The organism is Pseudomonas agarici (assembly GCF_001543125.1).
Taxonomy (GTDB): domain Bacteria; phylum Pseudomonadota; class Gammaproteobacteria; order Pseudomonadales; family Pseudomonadaceae; genus Aquipseudomonas; species Aquipseudomonas agarici.
On the sequence record NZ_CP014135.1, the window covers coordinates 725,976 to 750,162 of the forward strand.

The 24,187-nt window shown below is 56.7% G+C and carries 26 protein-coding genes; 15 read left to right on the plus strand and 11 right to left on the minus strand.

Features of this window, described 5'->3' with window-relative positions; translation table 11 throughout:
• Positions 1-9 precede the first annotated feature (9 nt).
• Both folM and AWM79_RS03350 read right to left on the minus strand, forming a co-directional pair.
• A complete protein-coding gene (folM, locus tag AWM79_RS03345) occupies positions 10-720 on the minus strand; it encodes a dihydromonapterin reductase (protein WP_060782148.1) in 711 nt (236 codons plus the stop codon).
• A gap of 71 nt (positions 721-791) precedes the next feature.
• Entirely contained in the window at positions 792-1,046 is a 255-nt protein-coding gene (locus tag AWM79_RS03350; RefSeq protein ID WP_060782149.1) for a hypothetical protein, read from the minus strand.
• Positions 1,047-1,267: 221 nt separating this feature from the next.
• Between AWM79_RS03350 and AWM79_RS03355 the strand changes: the two genes are divergently transcribed.
• Positions 1,268-2,227, plus strand: a complete 960-nt coding sequence (locus tag AWM79_RS03355; RefSeq protein ID WP_060782150.1) for a MerR family transcriptional regulator — start codon at positions 1,268-1,270, stop codon at positions 2,225-2,227.
• On the opposite strand, the gene AWM79_RS03360 is transcribed toward AWM79_RS03355, so the two are convergent.
• Positions 2,224-2,838, minus strand: coding sequence for a hypothetical protein (locus tag AWM79_RS03360; protein WP_060782151.1), 615 nt, complete (start codon positions 2,836-2,838; stop codon positions 2,224-2,226). The two genes, AWM79_RS03355 and AWM79_RS03360, sit on opposite strands and share 4 nt — an antisense overlap.
• A 69-nt stretch (positions 2,839-2,907) precedes the next feature.
• On the minus strand, positions 2,908-3,372 hold the full coding sequence (locus tag AWM79_RS03365; RefSeq protein WP_017130703.1) for a PAS domain-containing protein: 465 nt from the start codon (positions 3,370-3,372) through the stop codon (positions 2,908-2,910).
• A 156-nt stretch (positions 3,373-3,528) separates the two neighbouring features.
• On the opposite strand from AWM79_RS03365, the gene AWM79_RS03370 reads away from it, so the two are divergent.
• Together AWM79_RS03370 and AWM79_RS03375 are read left to right on the plus strand one after the other, a co-directional pair.
• Complete coding sequence (locus AWM79_RS03370; RefSeq protein WP_060782152.1) at positions 3,529-3,984, plus strand: flavodoxin; 456 nt, start codon at positions 3,529-3,531, stop codon at positions 3,982-3,984.
• Positions 3,985-4,277: 293 nt separating this feature from the next.
• Entirely contained in the window at positions 4,278-5,060 is a 783-nt protein-coding gene (locus AWM79_RS03375; protein ID WP_060782153.1) for a class II aldolase/adducin family protein, read from the plus strand.
• Positions 5,061-5,144: 84 nt separating this feature from the next.
• On the opposite strand, the gene AWM79_RS03380 is transcribed toward AWM79_RS03375, so the two are convergent.
• On the minus strand, positions 5,145-5,924 hold the full coding sequence (locus tag AWM79_RS03380; protein WP_017130705.1) for an N-acetylmuramoyl-L-alanine amidase: 780 nt from the start codon (positions 5,922-5,924) through the stop codon (positions 5,145-5,147).
• 258 nt (positions 5,925-6,182) lie between these two features.
• Between AWM79_RS03380 and AWM79_RS03385 the strand changes: the two genes are divergently transcribed.
• Complete coding sequence (locus tag AWM79_RS03385) at positions 6,183-7,709, plus strand: glycoside hydrolase family 10-like protein (protein WP_060782154.1); 1,527 nt, start codon at positions 6,183-6,185, stop codon at positions 7,707-7,709.
• 26 nt (positions 7,710-7,735) lie between these two features.
• Here AWM79_RS03385 and AWM79_RS03390 read toward each other — a convergent pair whose 3' ends face one another.
• Positions 7,736-8,530, minus strand: a complete 795-nt coding sequence (locus AWM79_RS03390; protein WP_017130707.1) for an IclR family transcriptional regulator — start codon at positions 8,528-8,530, stop codon at positions 7,736-7,738.
• 179 nt (positions 8,531-8,709) lie between these two features.
• On the opposite strand from AWM79_RS03390, the gene hmgA reads away from it, so the two are divergent.
• Genes hmgA through maiA form a run of 3 tightly spaced genes read left to right on the plus strand, consistent with a single transcriptional unit; the run spans position 8,710 to position 11,967 of the window.
• Complete coding sequence (hmgA, locus tag AWM79_RS03395) at positions 8,710-10,008, plus strand: homogentisate 1,2-dioxygenase (RefSeq protein WP_060782155.1); 1,299 nt, start codon at positions 8,710-8,712, stop codon at positions 10,006-10,008.
• Between the two features lie 3 nt (positions 10,009-10,011).
• Entirely contained in the window at positions 10,012-11,316 is a 1,305-nt protein-coding gene (gene fahA, locus AWM79_RS03400) for a fumarylacetoacetase (protein WP_017130709.1), read from the plus strand.
• Between the two features lie 12 nt (positions 11,317-11,328).
• Positions 11,329-11,967 (plus strand): maleylacetoacetate isomerase, encoded by a 639-nt coding sequence (gene maiA, locus AWM79_RS03405; protein WP_017130710.1) that lies wholly within the window; start codon positions 11,329-11,331, stop codon positions 11,965-11,967.
• Positions 11,968-12,239: 272 nt separating this feature from the next.
• On the opposite strand, the gene AWM79_RS03410 is transcribed toward maiA, so the two are convergent.
• Together AWM79_RS03410 and AWM79_RS03415 are read right to left on the minus strand one after the other, a co-directional pair.
• On the minus strand, positions 12,240-13,118 hold the full coding sequence (locus tag AWM79_RS03410; RefSeq protein WP_060782156.1) for a queuosine precursor transporter: 879 nt from the start codon (positions 13,116-13,118) through the stop codon (positions 12,240-12,242).
• Positions 13,108-13,707, minus strand: coding sequence for a helix-turn-helix transcriptional regulator (locus tag AWM79_RS03415; RefSeq protein ID WP_060782157.1), 600 nt, complete (start codon positions 13,705-13,707; stop codon positions 13,108-13,110). Before AWM79_RS03415 ends, AWM79_RS03410 begins: the two co-directional genes overlap by 11 nt.
• Before the next feature lie 802 nt (positions 13,708-14,509).
• Here AWM79_RS03415 and AWM79_RS24825 point away from each other — a divergent pair.
• Both AWM79_RS24825 and AWM79_RS03420 read left to right on the plus strand, forming a co-directional pair.
• On the plus strand, positions 14,510-14,653 hold the full coding sequence (locus AWM79_RS24825) for a hypothetical protein (RefSeq protein ID WP_156430072.1): 144 nt from the start codon (positions 14,510-14,512) through the stop codon (positions 14,651-14,653).
• A complete protein-coding gene (locus AWM79_RS03420) occupies positions 14,646-15,047 on the plus strand; it encodes a hypothetical protein (protein WP_244159615.1) in 402 nt (133 codons plus the stop codon). Before AWM79_RS24825 ends, AWM79_RS03420 begins: the two co-directional genes overlap by 8 nt.
• 531 nt (positions 15,048-15,578) lie before the next feature.
• On the opposite strand, the gene AWM79_RS03425 is transcribed toward AWM79_RS03420, so the two are convergent.
• The gene (locus AWM79_RS03425; protein ID WP_060782159.1) at positions 15,579-16,382 is read right to left on the minus strand and encodes a SirB1 family protein; all 804 of its coding nucleotides are present in this window, start codon (positions 16,380-16,382) and stop codon (positions 15,579-15,581) included.
• Between the two features lie 194 nt (positions 16,383-16,576).
• On the opposite strand from AWM79_RS03425, the gene AWM79_RS03430 reads away from it, so the two are divergent.
• A complete protein-coding gene (locus AWM79_RS03430; RefSeq protein WP_026013042.1) occupies positions 16,577-17,596 on the plus strand; it encodes a Leu/Phe/Val dehydrogenase in 1,020 nt (339 codons plus the stop codon).
• A 55-nt stretch (positions 17,597-17,651) separates the two neighbouring features.
• Here AWM79_RS03430 and AWM79_RS03435 read toward each other — a convergent pair whose 3' ends face one another.
• Positions 17,652-17,921, minus strand: coding sequence for a YebG family protein (locus tag AWM79_RS03435; protein ID WP_017130716.1), 270 nt, complete (start codon positions 17,919-17,921; stop codon positions 17,652-17,654).
• Positions 17,922-18,397: 476 nt separating this feature from the next.
• Between AWM79_RS03435 and AWM79_RS03440 the strand changes: the two genes are divergently transcribed.
• Positions 18,398-18,835, plus strand: coding sequence for a phosphate-starvation-inducible protein PsiE (locus AWM79_RS03440; RefSeq protein WP_060782160.1), 438 nt, complete (start codon positions 18,398-18,400; stop codon positions 18,833-18,835).
• 109 nt (positions 18,836-18,944) lie between these two features.
• On the opposite strand, the gene AWM79_RS03445 is transcribed toward AWM79_RS03440, so the two are convergent.
• Entirely contained in the window at positions 18,945-19,274 is a 330-nt protein-coding gene (locus AWM79_RS03445) for a DUF3509 domain-containing protein (RefSeq protein WP_017130719.1), read from the minus strand.
• Between the two features lie 405 nt (positions 19,275-19,679).
• On the opposite strand from AWM79_RS03445, the gene AWM79_RS03450 reads away from it, so the two are divergent.
• The 4 genes from AWM79_RS03450 to AWM79_RS03465 all read left to right on the plus strand — a co-directional run bounded on the left by AWM79_RS03450 (position 19,680) and on the right by AWM79_RS03465 (position 24,161).
• Positions 19,680-20,093, plus strand: coding sequence for an HPF/RaiA family ribosome-associated protein (locus AWM79_RS03450; protein WP_017130720.1), 414 nt, complete (start codon positions 19,680-19,682; stop codon positions 20,091-20,093).
• A gap of 249 nt (positions 20,094-20,342) precedes the next feature.
• The gene (dacB, locus tag AWM79_RS03455) at positions 20,343-21,863 is read left to right on the plus strand and encodes a D-alanyl-D-alanine carboxypeptidase/D-alanyl-D-alanine endopeptidase (RefSeq protein WP_017130721.1); all 1,521 of its coding nucleotides are present in this window, start codon (positions 20,343-20,345) and stop codon (positions 21,861-21,863) included.
• A 171-nt stretch (positions 21,864-22,034) separates the two neighbouring features.
• Positions 22,035-22,214 carry a DUF6026 family protein gene (locus AWM79_RS03460; RefSeq protein ID WP_017130722.1) on the plus strand — a complete coding sequence of 60 codons (180 nt, stop codon included), beginning with the start codon at positions 22,035-22,037 and terminating at the stop codon, positions 22,212-22,214.
• Between the two features lie 201 nt (positions 22,215-22,415).
• Positions 22,416-24,161, plus strand: a complete 1,746-nt coding sequence (locus AWM79_RS03465; RefSeq protein ID WP_060782161.1) for a phosphoethanolamine transferase CptA — start codon at positions 22,416-22,418, stop codon at positions 24,159-24,161.
• The last annotated feature ends 26 nt before the right edge of the window (positions 24,162-24,187 follow it).

Below are 24,187 nucleotides of genomic sequence, written 5' to 3' on the forward strand. Positions count from 1 at the left end.
CGGTGCGGCTTATTTAAGGTGCCGACCGCCATTGACGGTCAAGGTTGTGCCAGTGACGTAGGGGTTGTCCAGCAGGTAGCGCAGGCTCTGGTATAGCACCTCGGCGCCAGGCTCGATACCCAAGGCCGATTTGGCCAGAGCCTTGGCGCGGTACGCTGCCTCGTCGTCAGGGTTGAACATTAGCAGCGCTGGGGCGATGCCGTTGACCTTGATTTTTGGCGCGTATTTAGCAGCGAAGGACAATGTCAGGTTGTCCAGTCCAGCCTTGCTGGCGCAATAAGCGACGTGCTTGCTGCTGCCCTTGCGCGTCACGTCGTCGCCGATATGCACGATATCGGCGAGTGGCGATTGCCGCAGCAGGTCGGCGCAATGCAGGTTGATCAGGTACGGCGCCAACATATGGATGCTGAACATCCGGGTAAACGCTTCGGTTTCGTCTCCCGGTGTTTCGGCGAGCCAGGCCGAGGCGTTGTGAACGATCGCCCGCAGGCTGTCGGTGTGCTGCTTAAGGCTGTCGATAAAGGTTAGGATGCCGACTTCGCTGGCAAAGTCGGCGAATAGCGTGATCGCCCCCCGTTTGCGCAAGGCCTGCAGGCCAGGCCGCTCACTGCGGTAACTGACAATCACTGGACAACCGTCCGCCAGCAGCCGCTCTGCACAGTACAGGCCGACGCGCTGGCTGGCGCCGGTGATCAGGATCGGGGCGGGGAACGATGGCATCGAGGGCTCGCGACAAGCAGTGAGGAGGTGTGGATTGACGTTGAAGTCAAACTATACCAGCGACACGCCTTCTACAACCCTGTGGCGAGTCCGCGCAAGGCCTGCGAACAGCTCGCTGCCACGTTCAGGTACAAGGTCGAGCGCTCCGGGGCATGCAAGGTGGCGTCGCTGAAACTCACGAGCCTCTGGAAGTGGCTGTCGGCGAGAGGCGAGGCCAGCACACCGAAAGCCAAGTAGCCCTGCAGTCGGTAGCCGGTTGTTTCACCTTCCTGAAACAGGGCCAACATATCCTGATGACGGTCGGTGGCGACGCGATGTCCGATCATCGTGGTGATGAGTGAGGACGTTAGGTCTTGGCGCAAAACCGAGTAGGGCTCACTTAAAACGCTACGCTCAGTAGTGGGCTGTGTCCGAAAAACAGGCAAGAGTTATTCCCTGTTTTTTGGAAAAACTGTCCGAGATATCGAATACATTGTTCCATGTTTGAAGAAAGTCAGTCGATGTAAGCTAGAATATCTACAAAATTTTACACATTGATGTGGAAAATATGGCCGTCATTACCGAACTTGCACCATTATCGCTGTCTTTGCCGGCGTTGAAGCAGGACGAGTTGTTTCCCATTCGGGAGGTTTCGCGCCTGACGGGTGTGAATCCGGTCACCCTGCGCGCCTGGGAGCGCCGCTACGGCCTGATTCAGCCGACACGTACCGAAAGCGGTCATCGGCTCTACGCCATGAGCGATATCGAGACTGTACGCAGCATTCTCGGTTGGATCGAGCGTGGGGTGGCGGTCAGCAAAGTGGGCAAGATCCTGGCAAAGACGGCGGCGGCCCGTGCGCCGTCGACTGACCCCCTGGTGCCGCTGCCTGTGGATGATTGGCGCCAATGCCAGATTCAGTTGGGCGGCGCGATCAGTGCCTTTGATGAGCTGGCGCTGGAACGTGTGTACGGGCAGATTTTTTCCAGCTACCCGCTGACGGTGGTCTTCCAAAATATCCTGATGCCGCTCTGGCAGGATCTGCGCGCCCAGCGCGGTGCATTCGGGCAGGCCAGCGAATGGCTGTTCCTCGACAGTTTCCTGCGTGGTCGGGTGTTGCAGCGACTGCAATCGGCCAGAGGGCCCCCCCTGGAGCGGATTGTCCTCGCTGCATTGCCAGGGGACTGTCGCGAGCTGGAATTATTGGTGGCCGGCTTGTTGCTCGGCAACGGCGAGCGCCCGGTCAGTGTGCTGGCCATCGGGCAACCTTTCGATGAGTTGCCGCTGATTTGTGAAAAGGTCCGGCCGCGGGTGTTGGTGCTGTACTCCAACCGTTCGCCGGCCTCGGATTTGTCGCGCCGGCTGAATCGGCTGGCGCTGGCGGTGGAGTGCCCGGTGATGCTTGCCGGCGATGTGGCGGATCTGCTGCAAGACTCCCTTGAAGGCACCAGTATTGGTTGCCTGGGGCATGACGGGCAGCAGATGCGCCAACGCCTGCAGCAACTGCTGGCGGGCAAGCTGGATACCTAATGGGGCTCGCTGTGAAATTGCGGATGGGCCAGGCGATGCTGTTGCAGAATGTACTGGCGCAGCCGTTCGGTTTCGCTCTCATCGCTCTGGCTGAGCCGATAGGCATATAGGCCTTGCTCGGCTTCCCGCTCGAACCGCCCACGCAAGGCAATGCGCTCATACCCCGGAGGGCTGAACCACTGGGCGAACTGCCTGGGGGGCTTGATGCCGTTGCGACTTTCCACCAGCACACCCTGGAACGATACCGCACGTACCGCCAGGGCGCTGGATTGGCCTCGGGAGTTTTCCAAGGCCACTGGCTCGTCCAGAGTCAGCCGCCAGGGACGGGCTATCGGCCCGTCCTCGTAGATACTCGGCACTCCCACGTGCAAATGTTGGGCGTGGAATTCGTCTTCCACCAGGTGCAGGGGGAAGGTCATTTTCTGGTTTTCGAAGCGCGCCTGGATCGTCACTTGCTCATGGGCCGCCAGGCGCGTCAGCAGATCGCGGATTTGCGACACCCCATTGACCAGCAAGCTTGAAGAAGTATCGCGCTTGTTGAGCTGCGGGTTGTGTTGCAGGGTCCGTATGAAATCCAGCTCGTCCGGAGTCAGAAGGGCGTCGCGGTGCATGATCAAGCTCAAAAAGTGGGAAACGCGCCTGCAAAAAGCGCTGAATGTACCTTCAGACAACGGATTCCACTATTGGTTGGCACCGCCGGTCGCCTTGAGCGCTTCGAGTTCTGCCTTGACCTTGGCCAGTTGCTCTTCCAATTGGGCCACCCGCTGCTGAGCCTTGACCTGGACCGTCACATCTTTTTGGACTCCGACAAAATAGGTCAGTTGGTCGCTCTCGTTGAATACTGGAGAAATCGACAGCTCGTTCCAGAAGTGCGTGCCGTCCTTGCGATAGTTGCGCAGGATCTGGCGACAGGGCTTGCGGCTGCGTAACGCTTCGCGGATCAGCTCCAGGTTCGGCTGGTCGCGGTCGCCGGACTGCAGGAAGCGACAATCCTGGTAGAGAATTTCTTCGTTGCTGTAGCCGGTCAGGCGTTCGAACGCCGGATTGGCGTAGATCAGGATGTTGTCTTCGCCTTCCTGTTCGGCGACGACGATACCGTCGTTGGAGGCATCGATTACCAGTTGCAGCAGTTTTGGGTTGATCATCGTTGAAATAATCCGCAGTCCATTGGCAATCTCAGGAGTGTAAAAGAATGTCCTGGATGGTCAATGCCAAGTCAGTAGATACAAATGAATTTTCAGTGGGAATGTTTCTCACCTGTTAATATCCTACGCTTTTTACTCTGCTCCAGGATCAGATTGATGAAGGTCGCCATCCTTTCCGGCTCGGTCTACGGCACAGCCGAAGAAGTCGCCCGTCACGCCCAGCGGATTCTCGATAACGCCGGATTCGAAGCCTGGCACAACCCTCGCGCCAGCCTGGCCGATATTCTGGCCTTCGCCCCACAGGCCTTTCTGGTGGTGACCGCCACCACCGGCCTGGGTGAATTGCCGGATAATGTACAGCCGCTCTATTCGGCCATTCGTGACCAGTTACCGGCAGCCTGGCGTGGCCTGCCCGGTGCGGTGATCGCCTTGGGCGATGCGTGTTACGGCGATACCTTCTGTGGCGCTGGTGAGCAGTTTCGCGAGCTGTTTGCCGAACTCGGTGTGGCTGAAGTGCAGGAGATGCTGCGCTTGGATGCCAGCGAAAGTGTCACCCCCGAAACCGATGCCGAGCCTTGGCTGGCTTCGTTTATCAGTGTATTGCGGGGCTGATTGGGCGTTCACCTCGAACAAGATCAAGCCGACCGCGTTGCAACCGGGCAGCGGCTGGCTGATGGCGCAGATGCCGCTGTTCTATTGCGGCGTTGATGAGCCTGCTGAAGTTGTTTGCTGCGCCGTTGTTGCGGGCGCTGATCTGATGCGCAGTGGACTATTTCTTACGTCATCGAAGCTGACCCGCTGAGTCATCAAGCTGGCTGGCAATGCAACCCCATGGTGGCGACGGGCTGACTAGACTGTTGGACAATCGAGTAAGATCAAAACAGAACAATGCCGAGGTCAGTACTGTGAGCGTAGCCCCTGTTGCAACCCCAGCGAGCATAAAGGATCAAGTCAGCGCCGCCGAATGGCAGACTCGCGTCGATCTGGCAGCCTGTTACCGTCTGGTGGCGATGCATGGCTGGGATGACCTGATCTTCACGCATATCTCGGCCAAGGTGCCGGGTACCGAAGATTTTCTGATCAACCCTTATGGGTTGATGTTCCATGAAATCAGCGCCTCGAGCTTGGTGAAAGTCGACCTGGCCGGGCACAAGCTGATGGACAGCCCCTATGAGATCAACCCCGCCGGCTACACCATCCACAGCGCCGTCCACGAAGTCCGCCATGATGTGAGCTGCGTGTTGCATACTCACACCGCCGCAGGCGTGGCGGTTTCGGCGCAGCGCCAAGGGGTATTGCCCATCAGCCAGCAGTCGCTGTTCGTCCTGTCGAGCCTGGCCTATCACGCTTATGAAGGTGTAGCCCTCAACCATGAGGAAAAGGCCCGCCTGCAGGCCGATCTGGGGTCGAACAATTTCTTGATGCTGCATAACCATGGTCTGTTGACCTGTGGTGCCAGTATCGCCGATACCTTCCTGATGATGTTCGTCTTCCAGCGCGCCTGCGATATCCAGGTCCTTGCGCAAAATGGCGGTGCACAGCTGATTGCCATCGAACCGCAGGTTCTCGCCGGCGCCAAGGCGATGATTGCCGGAGTGACCCGCAGTGCCCAGGGCATGGGTGGGGCACTGGCCTGGCCGGCCTTGTTGCGCAAGCTCGACCAGCAAGACCCTGGGTTCAGAGTGTAATGCCGCGGGTCGAGATGCCCTTAGGCGTCTGGTCGACATCGCCAACTGCGTTGGCCTCGGATCTGTCTGTGCTCCAGCCTTTTCTCAGATCGCGGAGGCAGGGAAGTATTTTTTCACCAGCGCCGCGAGGCGAGCGGCCGTCTCGATATCCAGGCGACCGTCATAGTTGCTGGCCCTGAAATGCAATTGAAAGGCGCGGATCAATTGCCACAAACCCTGCTCCGAGGTCGCTTTCGACGTCTCGTAGCCGTAGGTCTTGAACAGCGTCAGCAAGCTGGCTTGCTGGGGCAGGCCCCGCTCAGTGAAACGATTGACGTAATGATCTTTTGTCGTCTCGTCGTACCAGGCGCCGATGCCGGCTTGATGCAACTGCTGCCATGGGAAGGCCGCGCCCGGATCACTTTTTCGTCCTATTGAAATATCACTGTGGCCGACCACGTTGACCGGGCTGATGGTGGGGTAACGCGCCAGGATATTCAGCGCCAGCTCCTTGATCGCCTCGATCTGGGTGGGGGGATAGGGGGGGAAAGTGAACTGCCCATTGTCGTCGGTCGCCAGGTTGACGATTTCGATGCCGATGGAACTGTCGTTGAGATTGATCCGGTTACCCCAGGCGCTGGCTCCCGCGTGCCAGGCGCGGTCGTTCTCGTTGACCAGGTTGAAGATATTCTGTGCACTGTAGCCGGCAGCAATGTAGGACGCATCGTCTGGATCCGGCACCAAATAGTGGGCACTGACATGGGGGCCGGTCAAGCTGTTGATCGAAGACTGGAAGTTGGTCGCCGTATAATGCATCACCAGAAAACGGACTCGGCTGTCAAAACTTTTATCAGCACGGTAAGCGTTGTATTTTATTATGTTCATGAGGTGAACTCTTTTAGGTGTGAATGCATACAATAGTTGCTGCGGGGAAATATTTTTTTAAGAGTTTTCTTAAAAAGCAGTAGGAGGTTTTGAAGTTTGTTTTCTGAATTTTCAGGAAATATATTGACTCAGATCCACGGCTTGACGGTGTTTGTCTATTTTGTTTTTTTAAAGCCTGAGTGCTCAATGATACATCGCTTGTTTCGAGGCATGAAATGGCGGTTTGGGCCTGTCTATCGATAAAACAGGAACATTCAAATGAACACCGATATTATTCATGCGGATAAACATCATTTGCGCGCCAGTTGGATGGCGACGGTAGCCAACCTGGATTGGCCGTCACGGGCGTCATCAACGATCGGCGATGAGGCCGAACGGGTCAGAGTACAGAAAAGCGAGCTGATCGAGCAGTTGGACGAACTGGTCAAGCTGAACATGAATGCCGTGTTCTTTCAGGTAAAGCCCTGTTCGGATGCATTTTTCCGGTCGGCCATCCTGCCCTGGTCGGCCTGGCTCACCGGTACGCTGGGCCAGGACCCCGGCTTCGATCCGCTGGCATTCGTCATCGAACAGGCCCATGCGAGAAACCTGGAGTTGCATGCCTGGTTCAACCCCTACCGTGTATCGATGGATACCCGGCAAAGCACCGTCGACTCATTGCGCAACACGTTACCGGGGGCCCCCTCCAGCGTGTATGTCGCGCACCCGGAATGGGTCGCAGTGGCCTATGATCGCTTCGTGCTGGATCCGGGCATCCCCGAGGCCGTTGACTGGGTCATTCAAGGCGTCTTGGAAGTGGCGCTCAACTATGATGTCGACGGTATTCATTTCGACGACTACTTCTATTACGAATCCGCCAGCTCAAGACTTGACGACGCGGCGACATTTTCCCGCTATGGGCAGGCGTTTGATAATAAAGGCGATTGGCGTCGTGATAATACCTACCGGTTGATTTCACAGCTGTCTCGCAAGTTGCGTGAACTCAAGCCTGCCTTGAAGTTCGGTGTCAGCCCCGCGGGTGTCTGGCGTAACCGCAAGGACGACCCCCGAGGGTCCGATACTTCGGCGGGTATCCCGAATTATGACGCCGGTTATGCCGATACCCGACTTTGGGTCACGGAGGAACTGATCGATTACATTGCGCCGCAAGTGTATTGGACTTTCGGTCTGAAGGCGGCGCAGTTCGATATCGTGACGCGCTGGTGGGCGGATACCGTGCGCGGAAAAAATGTTCACCTCTATATCGGTCAGGCACTCTACAAAGTGGGGGTGCCCAGCCAGCGGGAGCCGGAATGGAGCGAAGGCGAAGGGGGAGCCGAACTCGATCGGCAATTGCGATGGAATCTCGATATTCCCGAGATTCGCGGCAGCATCCTGTTTCGCCAGCGCTTCCTACGAGCGCCCCAGACTCAGGCCGCCATCGCGGCCATACGCGCGGATATCTGGCGTTATCCGGCGCTGATCCCCTCCATGCTCTGGAAAGCCGGGCAGCCGCCAGCGGCGCCGTCTTGTGTGCAGCAACAGCAGCATAACTGGGGAACACAGGTCAAATGGCATGAGAGCAGCGCCAATGCCGTGGACAAGACCCGGTACTACGCGATTTACCGCTTCCCCTCAGGAGTGGCTGTGGACATCGCCCGGGCCGATTGCCTGGTGGCAACCCTGCGTCGCGCCGGTTGCCTGCATATCTGGAACAGTCCGCCGCAAAGCGAGCCTGCGTGCGTCTATGCCGTCACCGCCCTGGACGAGAACCATCGGGAAAGCCGGATGACCCTCTCGGATTGATCGCCCGGCCGAACGCGACCGGCGATTCAGGTCTTCTGATACCCCATCCGCCAACTGATGGCTTCGCTCGCCGCCAGCAGGCGCTTGGCCGCCGGGCCATCTTCATCGGCTTGGAACAGTGAGGTCGGGCCGACCACAGTCAATACTGCCGCCACCTTGCCCACGGCATCGAATATCGGTGCTGACAATGCGTCGACCCCCGGCATCAACAATCCGTGGACAAAATGCAGGCCGCGCCGGCGGATCTGTTCGCAGGTCATGGCGTAGGTCGGCGCATCGGCCAAGGGGTGAGGGTGGCCGGCCTTGAGCTCGGCCTCGCGCAAATCGCTGGTCTCCCGATCCGGGAGAAAGGCGTTGAACACCAGTCCGGTGGATGAGCTGAGCAACGGTAGTACCGAGCCTAACTGCGTCACTACTGTCACCGCACGCACGGCCGGTTCGATATGCACCACGGTCGCGCCGTGGTTGCCCCAGACCGCGAGGAAACAGCTTTCATTGAGGTCGTCGCGCAACTCCGCCAGGGGGAGCGCGGCCACCTGCAGCACATCCATGCCATTCAGCGCCGCCAAGCCGACCCGCAGTGCCTCGCGGCCGAGACCGTAGTGGTTGGTGGCCCCGTTCTGTTCGGCAAAGCCGCTGGCAATCAGCGCCTGCAGGTAACGATGGACCTTGCTCGCCGGCATCTGCACACGCTCGGCCAGGCGCGACAGCGAGGTGCTGGGCGACAGCTCGGCCAGGGCCTTGAGGATGTCGGTACCGACCTCGGCCGAGCGGACTTTCTGTTTAGCGTTGCTGTCGCGGGTACTGCGCGGCTTTTCCATGGAGGCAATGTGATCTCAAGACGAATGGGCGTCTTTATAGCTTGACGAGCATCGTCAATCAAATTACGTTTTTCATAATCAAATTACGTAATACATAATTTCGATCTAATAAAAACAAGCCGAGCTTGCTGTCTGTCGATGACCGAGGCAGGCAACGCTTTACTCCATCAGGAGGTTCCATGAATCTCGACGCCACGACGCTGGCCTATCAGTCCGGCTTCGGCAACGAATTTAGCAGCGAGACGTTGTCCGGTGCTTTGCCGGTCGGCCAAAACTCGCCGCAAAAAGCGCCCTACGGGCTCTACACCGAACTGTTTTCCGGCACGGCCTTCACGATGGCCCGCGGCGAAACTCGACGGACCTGGATGTATCGTATCCAGCCGTCGGCCAAGCACCCGGCGTTCGCCCGGCTCGACCGGCAACTGGCCGGTGGTCCGCTAGGCGCCGTGACGCCCAACCGCCTGCGCTGGAGCCCGCTGGAGATCCCCGCCGAGCCGACTGATTTCATCGATGGGCTGGTGAGCATGGCGGCCAACTCAGACGCGGACAGGCCCACCGGGGTCAGCCTCTACAGCTACCGTGTCAACTGTTCGATGCAGCGGGTATTCTTCAATGCCGACGGCGAACTGTTGCTGGTGCCCGAACTGGGTCGCCTGCGTATCACCACGGAGCTCGGCGTTCTGGAACTGGAACCGCTGGAAATTGCCGTGCTGCCACGGGGGCTGAAATTTCGCGTCGAACTGCTCGACCCGCAGGCCCGCGGCTATATCGCCGAAAACCACGGCGCGCCGCTGCGCCTGCCGGAGCTCGGGCCCATCGGCAGCAATGGCCTGGCCAATTCCCGTGACTTCCTCACGCCGGTGGCCCATTACGAAGACCTCAGGCAAGCGACCACCCTGGTACAGAAATTCCTTGGAGAGCTGTGGGGTTGCCAGCTCGATCATTCGCCGCTGAACGTAGTCGCCTGGCACGGCAACAACGTGCCGTACAAATACGATCTAAGGCGCTTCAATACCCTGGGTACGGTCAGCTTCGATCATCCGGATCCGTCGATCTTCACCGTCCTGACCTCACCTTCCAGTGTCCACGGCCAGGCCAACCTCGACTTCGTGATCTTCCCGCCGCGCTGGATGGTAGCGGAGAACACTTTCCGACCGCCCTGGTTCCACCGTAACCTGATGAACGAGTTCATGGGCCTGATCCAGGGCACCTACGACGCCAAGGCCGAAGGCTTTCTACCAGGTGGCGCCTCGCTGCACAGCTGCATGAGTGCTCATGGCCCGGATGGCGAAACCTGCACCCGGGCGATTGCCGCCTACCTGGCGCCGAGCAAGATCGACCACACCATGGCCTTCATGTTCGAGACCAGCCAAGTGTTGCGCCCAAGCCGCTTCGCCCTTGGCTGCCCGCAGTTGCAGGACCATTACGACGCTTGCTGGGCAACCTTGCCCGTCACCTTCAATCCGGATCGGAGATAACCCATGACTCAACCGACCTTCACACGCAGTTGGGTTGCGTCCGCCAACGGGCACACCGACTTCCCATTGCAGAACCTGCCGCTGGGCGTTTTCAGCCGCCCAGGATCGGCACCGCGCAGCGGCGTGGCGATCGGCGAGCATATCTTCGACTTGCAGGCCGCCCTGGAAGCCGGCCTGTTCGACGGGGCCGCCAAGGCAGCGGTCGAGGCCTGCCAGGGTGGCCAGTTGAACGCCTTCTTTGCACTCGGTCGCGCTGCCCGTGTGGCCCTGCGTGAGCGTCTGATGGACCTGCTGGGCGAAGGCAGCAGCCTGCGCGGCCAGGTCGAAACCCTGGGCAAGAATGTGCTGGCGCTGGCAGCGGACTGCGTGATGCACCTGCCGGCAAAGATCAACGACTACACCGACTTCTACGTGGGCATTGAACACGCGCGGAACGTCGGCAAGCTGTTTCGCCCCGACAACCCACTATTGCCTAACTACAAGTACCTGCCGATCGGTTATCACGGCCGGGCCTCGACCATTCGCCCATCCGGCACCGACGTGCGGCGGCCATGGGGTCAAACTTTGCCGGCCGGACAGAGTGAGCCGGTATTCGGTCCCTGTGCGCGCCTGGATTATGAATTGGAACTGGGGATCTGGATCGGCCAGGGCAATGCCATGGGCGACTCGATCGCCATTGCTGACGCGGCGGATCACGTCGCCGGTTTCTGCTTGCTCAACGACTGGTCGGCGCGAGACGTGCAAGCTTGGGAATATCAGCCGCTGGGGCCATTCCTGTCGAAGAGCTTTATCACCAGTATTTCGCCCTGGGTGGTCACCGCCGAGGCCCTGGCACCTTTTCGCCAGGCCCAACCACCACGCCCGGTGGGCGATCCACCGTTGCTGTCGTACCTGTCCGATCCACTTGACCAGGCAACCGGCGCCTTCGATATCGAACTGGAAGCGCTGCTACTGACCGAATCGATGCGCGAGCAGCAGCTGCCGCCCCAGCGCCTGACCCTGAGCAACACTCGCCATATGTACTGGACCGTGGCCCAGATGATCGCGCACCACAGCGTCAACGGTTGCCAGTTGCAGGCTGGCGATCTGTTCGGCTCGGGTACCTTGTCGGGGCCCGAGGCCGGGCAGTTCGGCAGCTTGCTGGAGATCACCGAGGGCGGTAAGAAACCGCTGGAACTGGCGTCGGGCGAAATGCGCAGATTCCTCGAAGAGGGTGACGAAATCATCCTGCGGGCCCGTTGCCACCGTGAAGGCTTCGCCTCCATTGGCTTTGGCGAATGTCGCGGGAAGATTCTGCCGGCACGTTGAGAGGAGCGAACCATGGAGCTTTACACCTATTACCGTTCGACCTCCTCCTATCGCGTGCGGATCGCGCTGGCCCTCAAGGGGCTGGATTACCAGGCGCTGGCAGTCAACTTGATTGCCGCCGGCGGCGGCGAGCACCGGCAGGCGGCGTACCTGACGATCAACCCGCAAGGACGGGTGCCGGCGCTACGCATCGATGACGGTCACGTGTTGACTCAATCCTCGGCGATCATCGAATTCCTGGAGGAGTGTTATCCCCAGGTGCCGCTGCTGTCCCGCGACCTGTCGACCCGAGCCCGTGAACGGGCCGTGGCGGCCTTGATCGGCTGCGATATCCATCCGTTGCACAATGTCAGTGTCCTCAACCTGCTACGCCAATGGGGGCACGATGAGGAGCGGGTGCAGGCGTGGATCGGGCATTGGATCAGTCAGGGGTTGGCCGTCGTCGAGCAACTGATCGGCGACGTCGGTTATTGTTTTGGCGACGAGCCGGGCTTGGCCGACGTCTATCTGCTTCCTCAATTATATGCCGCCGAACGCTTCAAGATTTCCCTGGAGGTGTATCCGCGCATTTGTCGGGTTGCCGCGTTGGCGCACCAGCACGCTGCATTTATCCAAGCCCACCCGGCCAACCAGCCGGATACTCCGGCCTGATAAGCGACACTCTGGGCCTTTGCTGGAGCAGGCTTGCTCTAGGTAGTTCTGTTAGGCTCTGTAGGAAATGTATCTGTGCTCGCCCATATGGCGTTGAAAGCCGATTCGCAATGCTCATTGACCACCCGTCAACTGCGCTTGTTCGTTTGCTTTCGCCTTGCCTGGCCCCTTCGCTCGAAAACATTTCGTACAGAACCTAGTCAATTGCGGCGCCCCCAGTCTCTGACCGCATTGTTGGAAGAGCATTTTTTTCAGCAATAAATTTTTAATCGTCACACTTGATTTTTGGGTGCGTATTTTTTAAATAGTGACCTTGCGCCATAGGCAGGTAATATATTAAAAAAAGCGAAAAATATTTTTATGATTACCTGTACGTAAATCATGCTGACTATGTCGCTGTTTTGCATACTGCCGTAAAAAGCGATATAGGAAAAAAGAATGCTATCTATTATCACGGCAAACAAAGTGCTTAAAAATACTCGCAAAAACAAGAATCTTGAATTTGTCAGCTCCTTAATTTTACATAGCAGATACGAATTGACATATTCAGAAAATAGAAACGAGACAGAAGATGCCAAAAGCACAGAGGACACATGAGTAATGATTTCGTTATATGGAGAGTCAAGTTTCCAGCCGGGTAATCCCGGAAGATAGGTAGAGGCACTCAGCAAAAGTATGATAAGGGCATTACCTGCAAAAGCAAGTAATATAGCTCTTCTTGCGAGCTTAAGCCCGTATGACTCATTCAATAAATCAACAATTAAAAAAGTCAGGGGATAGAGAAAAATACCCGGAGTGACAATGATGTCGAGCCGCTCCACATAAATGGGCTTGGTCGCGGCAAGATTGGTAAAAATATAAAGCGTGAATAGCAGTAGATTCAGCGCGGTATAGATCATCCATGAGGTTTCATGGCGGTCATTCACCTCATATACTGTCGATATTTTTTCGCTGGAATAAAATCTCCTATATATGTTTTTTATCTCCGATTTACTTAGGTTGTCTATTATTTCACTTTTAAGTAACTCGCTCAGTTTTATTTTAATGACCTTTCCCGTGGAAATAATCATGATGACTGCAAAGCGCCTACCACTCTCAAATCCTAATAGTTTGTATTTGACGCTTTTGATACTTTCCACATCAGTGACCATTGAGTCTCTCGTCTATTAGATCGCCTATAACACAGAACCGCTCCAGATCAATATTTTTCTTGTTTGTCACAAATAATTTTTTAATTATTTTGTCGTACACCAATTTTTCAGTATGGACATTGGAAATCCCCCTTTTTACAATCAACAAATCTCCCGGCTCATTAAATCCCGTGATTTCATTTTCCAGCAATACACCGATCAAGTTGCATGACACGCCAAAATAATAAGTCAAGGGATGATTCGTTACCAACTCTCCAACTCTTTTATTCAGGCTCTGCAAAATAAAGGCTTCCCGAATGATAGGGACAGCTGCTGGATTCATGTTTCCGTCCAGGGAAACGCTGTTTTCTATGGTTTCTTTCACTTCGAAGTCAATAGTCTCTATTTCCTGATAAAAAACACCAAAAAAATCGGAGATTTTGCGAATTGTTGAATGCTGTACATTGATCACTCTGCCTTCCAGGATGTTATATATGGTAGTCCTGGTCAAGCCGCTGGCATTGCATAGAGATAGCTGCGTTTCCCCACGGCTTTTTATCAAATACTTGATGTTGCTTCTCAAATGTTCGGTTTTTTCCTTCTTGTGCATACAATACTTACCACCTGCCTATAACAGAGACTATATTTCTATGTGCTCCATGAATAAGCTTCAGCAATACGACGAAAATAATCAGGCTGGTTAACTATTCAGGAGAGCGTGTATGTTCAATATTTTAGCTACGCATCTGCAGTCAATCATGTGCGCTTGTCGAAGTGCCGGATGGAAATAGCTAGCAGTCCAGCATAAAAATTTATATAAAAATAATATAAAATGTACTTTGTTGTCCATGCTGATGGCTTCATCGAAGTGAGAGTTTTTAATTTATTTTGTAACGCGCCTTACTCTGCTGGCCGTCAAGATTTTTGTATGCGTTTGGAATGGCTCGTCTTTGTTCTGAGTCTCTTTGAGTATATCAAATTAGTACTTTTTACTATTCCCAGCACAATCATAAATTGTTGTCGATGATTTCTTTTTTTTGTCATGTAAATTTCCTACAGAAATTCGTGTGCACGCACTGCATGCACAGTGTGTTAAATTCCGATACTTTAAAAAATAAGCATTTAATTACAAAAGTGCTTAATTTTTTGATTGGTTTTATGGATACTGTCCCCGAAAATTCTATGGTCTATTTGAGGGCCGCCTCGCACACCGCATTCCCTACTGTCGAACGGGCGATTGTATTACATGCGAGCTATCTATGAGTGAGTGTCACATTTTTTTGAGGGGCAATTTTTAGGCACTAATCACCATGTCGTTTCGACTGAGAACCGAAGGAGTCTTTCGGAAGGAACATCTGCGGCGGAGCGGCTCAAGGAGCTTGCTGATATGCTTTTGCATAGGAGCTAATGGAGTGAGCAACAACGTTAATCCAAATGACAGAAATTTTACCGATCACCTGCTGCTCATATTCGAGGCCGGTAGTCCAAAGGCACATCACGATCTGTTTCAAACCCATTTAGCGCACATCAATGATGGACACCCTTTTCATGATTGAGCGCTCATTGCTCTGCTGCCTGCCCGCGCACCTCCTGAACTCCAGCGAAGCGGTCGATCATTTGCGCAATATCGCCTGTCTCTTTCTCGACGGTGTCCACACGCTCACTTTTCAGGGCGATCAACAACAGGCGCTGGCCAATAAGCTGATCAAGGATGCCATCGCTCTATACGACATGGCGATCCTGCGACAACAGCATATCTTGTCGTGTGCCTGTGCGCCCTCCACCAGTGCTAACGGGAGTATCAATGATTCACCGCTTCCCCTCAGGGACGAACAATTTGCTCAGGAAATTGCCAGTGGCGCACGCTGCGCCAACCTCTGGCTGGATCGGCGAACCACCCATCCTTTATGGTGGCAGTTGGCCCAGGCTCGACGACTACCCGGAAGGTGATCAACGCGATGCCTTCGAAATCGGCTTTCTACGGCATTTGCAGCAACATCTGATTAGAGCGCGGTACCAACAGTTGCGAAAATCAACTGCCTGACGGCGAGGCACAATTGTTCTCATTACCTGGACCTGGGCGGCTGATTGCATGGTGAATCAGGAGAGGTTTATAGGCGAGTCTTGGCGGCCAGCCAGCGAATGAATTTTTGTAGTTCGTATCAATAGCGCCGCAAGCCTGCTGTTTGCTTTTTTATAAAGACCGAAGCGAGTGTTGTTGTGCCAGTTTTTTCTGGATTGATTTTTGGAAAAAAGTTATAAGGATTTGCCCCCGGAAATAAAGACTCAAATAGTGCATGACTATGCCAACGGCGGGCACGAATGTGACGGGGGAGTCATCAGAGAACATTATCGCCGGGTGTCGCGGGAAACTGACGAGTCGATGAGCGATAAAGGACCTACGAGAAAAATGAACGTCCAGGTGCTACTGAGATCATGGTTGCTTCAAGCAGAAGGGGCTGGCGTAAGGTTTCATCTGAGCTAATGCACCACCGTATTGGGTGGCAACTGCCCCAGCCGCTCCGTCAGGCGTAGCTGCTGGAGGGGGTCGTCGCTAAGTAGCAGGGCCCGCTCCAGGTCGTAACGTTCGGCCCTCGGGCATTCCAGCTTCTGGTACAGGCTGGCGCGAGCCAAGTAGTCGCCGGCGTTGCCCTGGCCCAGTTCCAGGACCCGTTCGGCATCCCTCAGCCCGGCGAGGAAATCATCGTTGGCCAGATGCAATTGCCGCAGGTTACGCGACAGGCGCTGGAGCATCTGTATCGGCGTGGCGGTTTGCATATGCTCGGCGTGCAAAAGCATGCCTGGGCCGTATTGGCGGCTAAGCAGTTCGCGGCAATCGTTGGGGTAGAGGCGGCGACCGCCACACGGGTCGAGCAAGTGGTCGGCTCCCGGCACTCGCAGCAGGAAGTGTCCGGGGAAGTTCACCCCTTCCAGCGGGATTTCCAGGCCACGGGCCAACTCCAGGGCAATCAGCGCCAGTACCAGCGGCTGCCCACGCTTGCGTTGCAAGACCTTATCGAGCAGCGCCGCATGAGGGCGCAACGGGGTGAACTCATCCTGCTGGAAACCCAGGTCGTTGAGGTGGCACAGCAGCGGCTGCGCCAGTTCGCTGACCGGCAGCATCGGTAAGCCTGCGCTGACCCGCTGCTGCAAGTCCTTGAAGTCTCGCAACAGGCTGTCGGGTCGTGCATCCGGATCATGCTCGGCGGCCAGCCACAGCGCGGCTTCGAACATGGCGGGCGGAGTGCGGTCCAGGCAGGCAAAGAAGGCTTGACGGGGGGTCATCGAAATCTCCGGCAGATGCTCTGTTTTAGTCCTGTGGCGAGGTTTCGTCCAGTGCCTTCGGAGCCCGGATGAGTTATGTCATAAAGCTTGCAGCGGGCATCGGCTTATTCCTCAGTACTTGGGCATTCTCTGCGATGAAGCCTATAATCGCTGTACGAGACTTGCTGTACAAGAAGTGATCAGGGGGCTATTCGATGTTTGCTCTTATGCAAAGCACTCGCCTTGAATCGCTGCACCTCAGCGTCGACCCGGTGACTGGGTTGAAGGCGGTGATTGCCATCCATAACCGTCGCCTGGGACCTGCCCTGGGCGGTTGTCGTTACCTTGCCTATCCTGATGATGAAACGGCCATGATCGATGCCATTCGTCTGGCTCAGGGCATGAGCTACAAGGCCGCTCTCGCCGGGCTGCCGGTGGGCGGCGGCAAGGCGGTGATCATCCGGCCACCCCATGTCGAAAGCCGGGCGGCCTTGTTCGAGGCGTTCGGGCGCTGTATCGAACAGCTCGACGGTCGCTATATCACAGCGGTCGATAGCGGCACCTCGACGGCGGACATGGATTGCATCGCCCAGTGCACCCAGCATGTCACCAGCACCACCAGCGCCGGCGATCCGTCACCCCATGCGGCCATGGGCGTGTTCGCCGGCATTCGCGCCACTGCCATGGCGCGTCTGGGCAGCGACAATCTCGAAGGTCTGCGGGTGGCGGTCCAGGGACTGGGCAATGTAGGTTATGCCCTGGCCGAGCAGTTGCACGCGGCGGGGGCGGAACTGCTGGTCAGTGACAATGACCAGGGCAAAGTGCAACTGGCGATGGCGCAGTTCGGCGCACACCCGGTGATCAGCGAGGCGTTGATCAGTACGCCTTGCGACATCTTTGCCCCTTGCGGCCTGGGCAATGTCCTGACTAGCCAGAGCGTGATGCAACTGCGTTGCGCGGCGGTCGCGGGTTCCGCCAACACCCAGCTGACCAGCTTGAGCGTCGCCGATCAACTGGAAAAGCGTGGGATCCTCTATGCGCCGGACTATGTGATCAACTCCGGCGGCCTGATCTACGTGGCGCTCAAGCATCGGGGCGAGGAGCTGGCGAATATCACGGCGCACCTATCGCGGATCGGCATGCGCCTGACCGAAGTCTTTGCCCATGCACAGGCGGAAAAGCGCTCGCCGGCGCGGGTAGCGGACGCGCTCGCGGAGCGACTGCTGTACCGCTGAGGTATTCATGGCAAAGGCCCTGGATTTGAAGCCGGGGGCCTTCTTGCACAAGGCTTCACGCTTGGCTTTCGACCGGAGCCGAAAGCAGCTCGGCGAGGGCATCTGGCTGGCTCTTGAAGGCCTTGGCAAACACATCGCGGTTCTTCGCCATGTAGATACCGACTTCTTCCACCTGTTGCTCGCTCAGCGAGGGCACGGCTTTTTGCAGGACTTCAGCCAGCAACTCGGCCAGTTCGAGCATCTTGTCATGACGATCAGCTTCGGCTTTATCCATGAACAAGCGCTCCAGATCTCGGCTGCTGCGGTATACCACTTCGACGGCCATTTACCACCTCATATGCCTTCACGATAAATTGTCTTTGCGATTACTGTATTTATATACAGCATAAAGGATAAGCGAATCCCCAGGGTTTGGGTAGTGGCTTTTTAACGTAGCAGGGTTTCAGGGTTTGTCAGGGGCAGCGCTGGATTGGCTGCTTCGTGGGCGAGCTCCGCTCCCGTGGCACATCGACGTGCCTTGAAACACAGGCTGCCCCTCTCATCCTGGTTCCTGGTCTCTTTTTTGCTCATATTTGGATGCGGCCATAGACATTGAAACAGTCACCTTCTACCCGCATCATCCGATCGAGCTGAGGACCTGTACCGTGAAAACCAAGCGGACCGAGAGTCTGCGGCAAAACGTGCAGCCGTTGGTCGAATCCCAGGGCGACCTGTTGTCGCGTCATCATGGGGGCGGTGTGTGGGTGTCGTAGCCGGTTATGAACAATTTTCAGTCGATTCGACGGAGTAGGGGAGAATGCTATGAAATGGGTAGATCGTATGCGAGTAAGGCTTCACGGCGAAGCTAACAGCTTGGGCAACCTTGCCGTAGAAGGGTTTCACTACCTGGCTTTGTTTGGCATTGGGGCTATCACCGCCTTTGCAGCTATAAGAGCATTCATCGCAATGCTCGGGCAAGAATACATTGCCGTGGACGATATTTTGCTGTTGTTCATTTACCTTGAATTAGGCGCGATGGTCGGGATCTATTTTAAAACTAATCATATGCCTCTGCGTTTTTTGCTGTACATCGGCGTTACGGCATTGATTCGTTTGTTGATTAGTGATGTGTCACATCATAAGGCGCCTGATATGGGGATCGTCTATGTGTGTGGCGGAGTACTGTTGTTGGCATTCTCGATTCTCGTCGTAAGGTACTCTTCCTCAAAATATCCTTCTGTCAAAGAAAAAACAGAGTAAGAGCAGAACGCTCCCGCAACCAGCCACCGTGTTTATATTGCCCGGCAAATACCGTGGAGAAGAACATGCTCTAGGCTGTCCCGGCGCCCGACAATAGAGGGTTGCTGCCTTAGAGACCATTGCTCAGGTAGCCGCTGCGCGGTCCAGCGACGTTGGTTGGCCGGGCCAGCACCTTGAGGTTGTTGCTGTCGGTCATCGCGGTGAGGATATCCCGTGCGCTGTGACCCTGCTCGATGGCGATGCCGAACTGCACGCTCTGGATCAGACGCTGCAGGCGCCGCCGGTCGTTGCGTTGCTCGGCGCTGATCATCCGTTTGGCAACGACCCCGTCTGCGTTTGACAGGGTGAGCATGATGCTGCCATCCAGGCGTTGCAGGCTCAGATTGACCCGGTATTCGGGCTGGAAGGCGTCGTTGATCAACTGAAAGGGATTGTCCATGGTCTTCACCGCTCTGATCGAAACACGCAGTCATTGACTGCTCGGCACCCGGATTAGTTCGTCATTGCGGACCACCGGCAGGTTGACTGCCCTGTCCGCATGCAGGACAGGACCTCGACAATGTCGAGGTTGGCGTCGATCGATTCTGCTCGGAAAGAGTCCTTCCACTCGCTTTTTCAGTGAGCTTGTATCAAAAAATGACAACAAAGCACCCCGACCCAACTCCCGACCTTACCAGTGCTTTTGCGGCTTGTCCGGCTTTTTTCGTCGGAAAAAATTATCTTTCAAAAAGGCTTGAATTGTTTTTTCAGCTGCCCAACTCTGTCAGTGAGAGGTTACGTTTTTGCACCGCTTTCCAGCGGTGTAGTGAGCCTCTTGCGAGCTAGCTGAAATAAGGGAATAACTATGCAAATCCAAGTCAATAGTGATAACCATATTCAAGGCAGCCTTCGACTGAAGGAGTGGGTCCGCACAACGATTGAGAGCGCACTCGAACGTTATGAGCAAGATCTGACACGGGTCGAAATTCACCTGAAGGACGAGAACGGCGACAAGCCGGGTCCGCATGATATGCGCTGCCAGATAGAGGCGCGGCCAAAAAACCATCAACCGATTTCGGTCACCCATAAAGCCGATACGCTGGAGCAAGCGATCGATGGGGCGGCCATCAAGCTGGAACGTGCGCTGGAACATCTGTTTGGCAAGCTGCAAGCTAAACGCGCGACGCTAGTCAACGGCGAGCGTCGCGATCTGGAAGACGCTCTGCTGGAAGAGGAATTTGAAGAAAAGGAGCGCGTGCGCCTGGCCGCCAATGGCTGATCGTCGACGCTGAAGGAACCACGGGTCTGCATTGCAGGCCCGTTTCTTTTGCGCCCATCCACGAACAACCTGAACACCCACGGTCCCGTCTCAGAAAAGCGGGTCAATCCCCCGTGGATTCCCTGGATAGTGTTACCGCATAATTCAGCACGTTGACTCGATAAGTGCCTTGTCCTTACGTGCCTCCTGAGTGGTGGGCCGCGCTTTCGGTGCGGCTCTTCTGTGTGTCGATTGAAGTTGAGGCAGACGATGAAGTGGCTCCAAGGCTGCATCGGCAAGAGGGGAGCGACGGCTGTGCTGGTGCTGCTGAGTGCCTGCTCCAGTCACCCCCCGAAAGCGCCGGAGCCGAAACGCACGGTGATCCTGCAAGCGGCGCAGTTGCCTTTGCCGCTGCCCCGCTCGAACTTTTGCGCCAGTCTCGACAGCAGGTTGCGTAGCCCGGTCATGCAGGGAGCGCTGACCTCGCTGGTAGTACGCGAGGCGGACGGCGGCAAACTGGTCTGTGAATACAACGCGCAAACCCGGTTGGTTCCGGCCTCCAGCCTGAAGCTGGTGACTACTGCGGCGGCAATGGAGGTGCTCGGCGCCAACTACCGCTTCGCCACCAGCGTGCTGACCACCGGAACGCGCCAGGGTGGTCTGTTGGTCGGTGATCTGTATCTGCGCGGTACGGGCGATCCGACGATGCGTCAGGAAGACTACCAGGCCCTCGCAGCCGAGTTGGCACGCCAGGGCATTACGCGGGTTCGTGGTCGGCTGATCCTCGATGACACGGCTTTCGACCGTGAACGGCTCGGGCTCGATTGGGAGCGTGCCGATGAGCAGCAGTATTTTTCCGCGCAGATTTCCGCGCTGAGCGTATCGCCTAATGACGACTTCGATGCCGGTTCGATCCTGGTCAACGTGAGCTCCGCTGGTGTGCGCCAACCGCCGCGTGTCAGCTTCACGCCCGATAATCGCTACATGACGCTGATCAACCGCGCTACCACCGGGCGTGCCGGTCCACTGCTGGTCAGCCGCGGTTATGGTGGCAACCTATTGCGCATTGATGGGGCGCTGCCCAAGGGCGCCCGGCGCGTCGCCCAGGTCAGTGTCTGGGAACCGACCGGACTGGTCGCCGATCTGTTCCGTAGCGCTCTCGTTCGCGAAGGTATTGTGGTCGAAGGCGCCAGCGTGCTGGGGGTGGCCACGCCGGCCATGGCTCGGTCGCTGATCGAACATCAGTCGCCAGTGTTGGCGGACTTGATGGCGCCGTTGCTGAAGTTGTCGAACAATAATATGGCGGAAATCTTGCTCAAGTCGATGGGACGCAAGACCGCCAATGCCGGCACCGCGACGGCAGGTGCGGCGGCGGTGAACGGCTTCCTACGACGCCACGGTATATCGCCAACGGGTTTGCAACAGGTCGACGGCTCCGGTTTGTCGCGCAGTAACCAGATTTCCGCACAGACTCTCGGCGATCTGCTACTAGCGGTGCGAACCCAACCCTGGTTCCAGGCCTGGTACGCCGCGTTGCCGGTGGCTGGCAATCCGGAGCGGATGATCGGTGGCACCCTGCGCAAGCGTCTGCGCGGGACGGCGGCGGCCAACAACGTGCACGCCAAGACCGGCAGCCTGCGTGGCGTGTCGTCGCTGGCTGGCTACGTTACCGACCGCGACGGGCGGTTACTGGTGTTCGCCCTGCTGACGAACAACTATGAGGTGGCGGGGCGGCAGATCAAGGCGCTGGAGAACTCAATCGTCGAGTCCCTGGCCAACAAGGGCGATTGAGTCCGGTCATCGAGGAGCCTTACGCTCGGCGGAGCGTGGGGGACACATCGACAACAAAAAATAAAAAAGTTCCCAAGCACGGAAAAAGAACCCAAAATTACTCTGAATGAGCCGTGCGCTGCGCTCCAGCGACGCGGACTCCCGCGCAACAGACCCTTCGCGAGGTGAGCAATGGGTATGGTATCGGCAGTACGTCCTCCCCAAACCCTGTATGTCACGATCCGTCGTGATGAGCTGCGGCAATTGAAAGACGAACGCGAAGCCCTGCAACAACAGGTGGCTCAGTTGCGTGAAGCGCTTCGCACGCAATCGCTGGCGGCTCAAGTCCCGGTGCCACAGCTGAGCCAGTGATCGACTGACGCCCGTCGGCAGCGTGTCTGGCGCTGCGTATTCTGTATCGGGGTCGGGGGTGAATGCTTCCGACTCACGAACTTTTCACATGCATCTATCGATACTTCAACCCGTTTAGTCGTGCGTCAGTCGCACGACCGGTTTTCGCGAGCGCTTTTTTATCGGCGTCACGATTCAGATAGCGAGTGGTTGGGGTGTTCTATGGTGATGTTCAAACGCAGCCCAAAGTCTGCGCAAGGTTTTGATTGGGCTGGATTCGGCTGGCTGTTCCTGTTCTTCTGGTACTTCTCGGGTATCACCCAACTGCTCATCCAGTTGACCGGCACTTCCGGTTTTGCAGGGTTTCGCCAAGCGTTCTTCATGAGCGCCATCTGGTTGGCGCCGATGCTGCTGTTTCCAAAAAAGACCCGTCTGCTCAGTGCCGTGATCGGCCTGGTGCTATGGGCCTGTTCCATGGCGAGCCTGGGCTACTTCTTCATCTACCAGCAGGAGTTTTCGCAAAGCGTCATCTTCATCATGTTCGAGTCGAACATCTCTGAAGCCGGCGAGTACATGACCCAGTATTTCCGGTGGTGGATCGTGCTGGCGTTTATCGCTCATACCGCCGTGGCGATCTTCCTGTGGACCCGTTTGCGCCCGGTCCATCTGCCACGCCGGCAGGCCATGGTCGCGGCGACGGCGATTCTGGTCGCAGTGCTCGGTTATCCGCTGTTCACCCAGATCAACCGCAGTGCGACCCTGGCCGATGGCCTGGAGCGTTTCGAAGCTCGCGTCGAGCCGGCGGTGCCCTGGCAAATGCTAGTGGCCTACCGCCGCTATCGCGAACAACTGGACAATATGCAGGGCATGCTCGACGACGTCAGCAAGATCCCGCCGCTGCATAATCTCAAGGACAGCCAGGCCGGGCTGCCAGCCACCCTGGTGCTGGTCATCGGCGAGTCGACCAATCGCCAGCGCATGAGTCTCTATGGCTATCCTCGGGAAACCACGCCGAACTTGGACAAGCTCAAGGAGCAACTGGCGATCTTCGACAATGTCGTCACGCCCCGACCCTACACCATCGAAGCCTTGCAACAGGTCTTGACGTTCGCCGACGAAGAAAATCCCGATCTGTACCTCAAGACGCCATCGCTGGTCAGCGTGATGAAGCAGGCGGGCTACAAGACCTGGTGGATTACCAACCAACAGACCTTGACCAAACGCAACACCATGCTCACGACCTTCTCCGAGCAGGCCGACGAACGGGTGTACCTCAACAACAATCGCAATCAGAATGCCCGGCAATACGACGGCGATGTGCTGGAGCCGTTCAACCAGGCCCTGGCGGACAGCGCGCCACGTAAGCTGATTGTGATTCACCTGTTGGGCACGCACATGAGCTACCAGTACCGTTATCCATCGAGCTTCGACAAGTTCACCGACCGCACCGGTGTTCCCGCGGGCCTGAGCGATGATCAGGTACCCACCTACAACAGTTACGATAACGCCGTGCTGTACAACGACTTCGTGGTGTCCAGCCTGATCAAGGATTACGCTAAGACCGACCCCAACGGCTTTTTGCTGTACCTGTCGGATCACGGCGAAGACGTGTTTGACTCCGCCGGCCATGCCACCCTCGGGCGTAACGAGGGCAAGCCGACCGCGCCGATGTACACTATTCCGTTTATCGCCTGGGCATCGCCGAAATGGCGCGAAACCCATGACTGGAACTTCGCTTCGGACGTGAATCGGCCCTACAGCAGTTCCAACCTGATTCACACCTGGACCGACCTGGCCGGACTGAGTTTCGATGAGCAGGATCTGAGCAGGAGCGTGGTCAGCGATCAGTTCAAGGTCCGCCCATTGCTGATCGGTGATCCCTATGCCCGCCCACAGAAGGCCCTGATCGATTTCAGCCTGATCAAGCCCAAGACCGCCTCGGCACCTGCCGAGATCGCCAAGAAGTAATCCCTGGGCCGGTTCTCATGTCCACC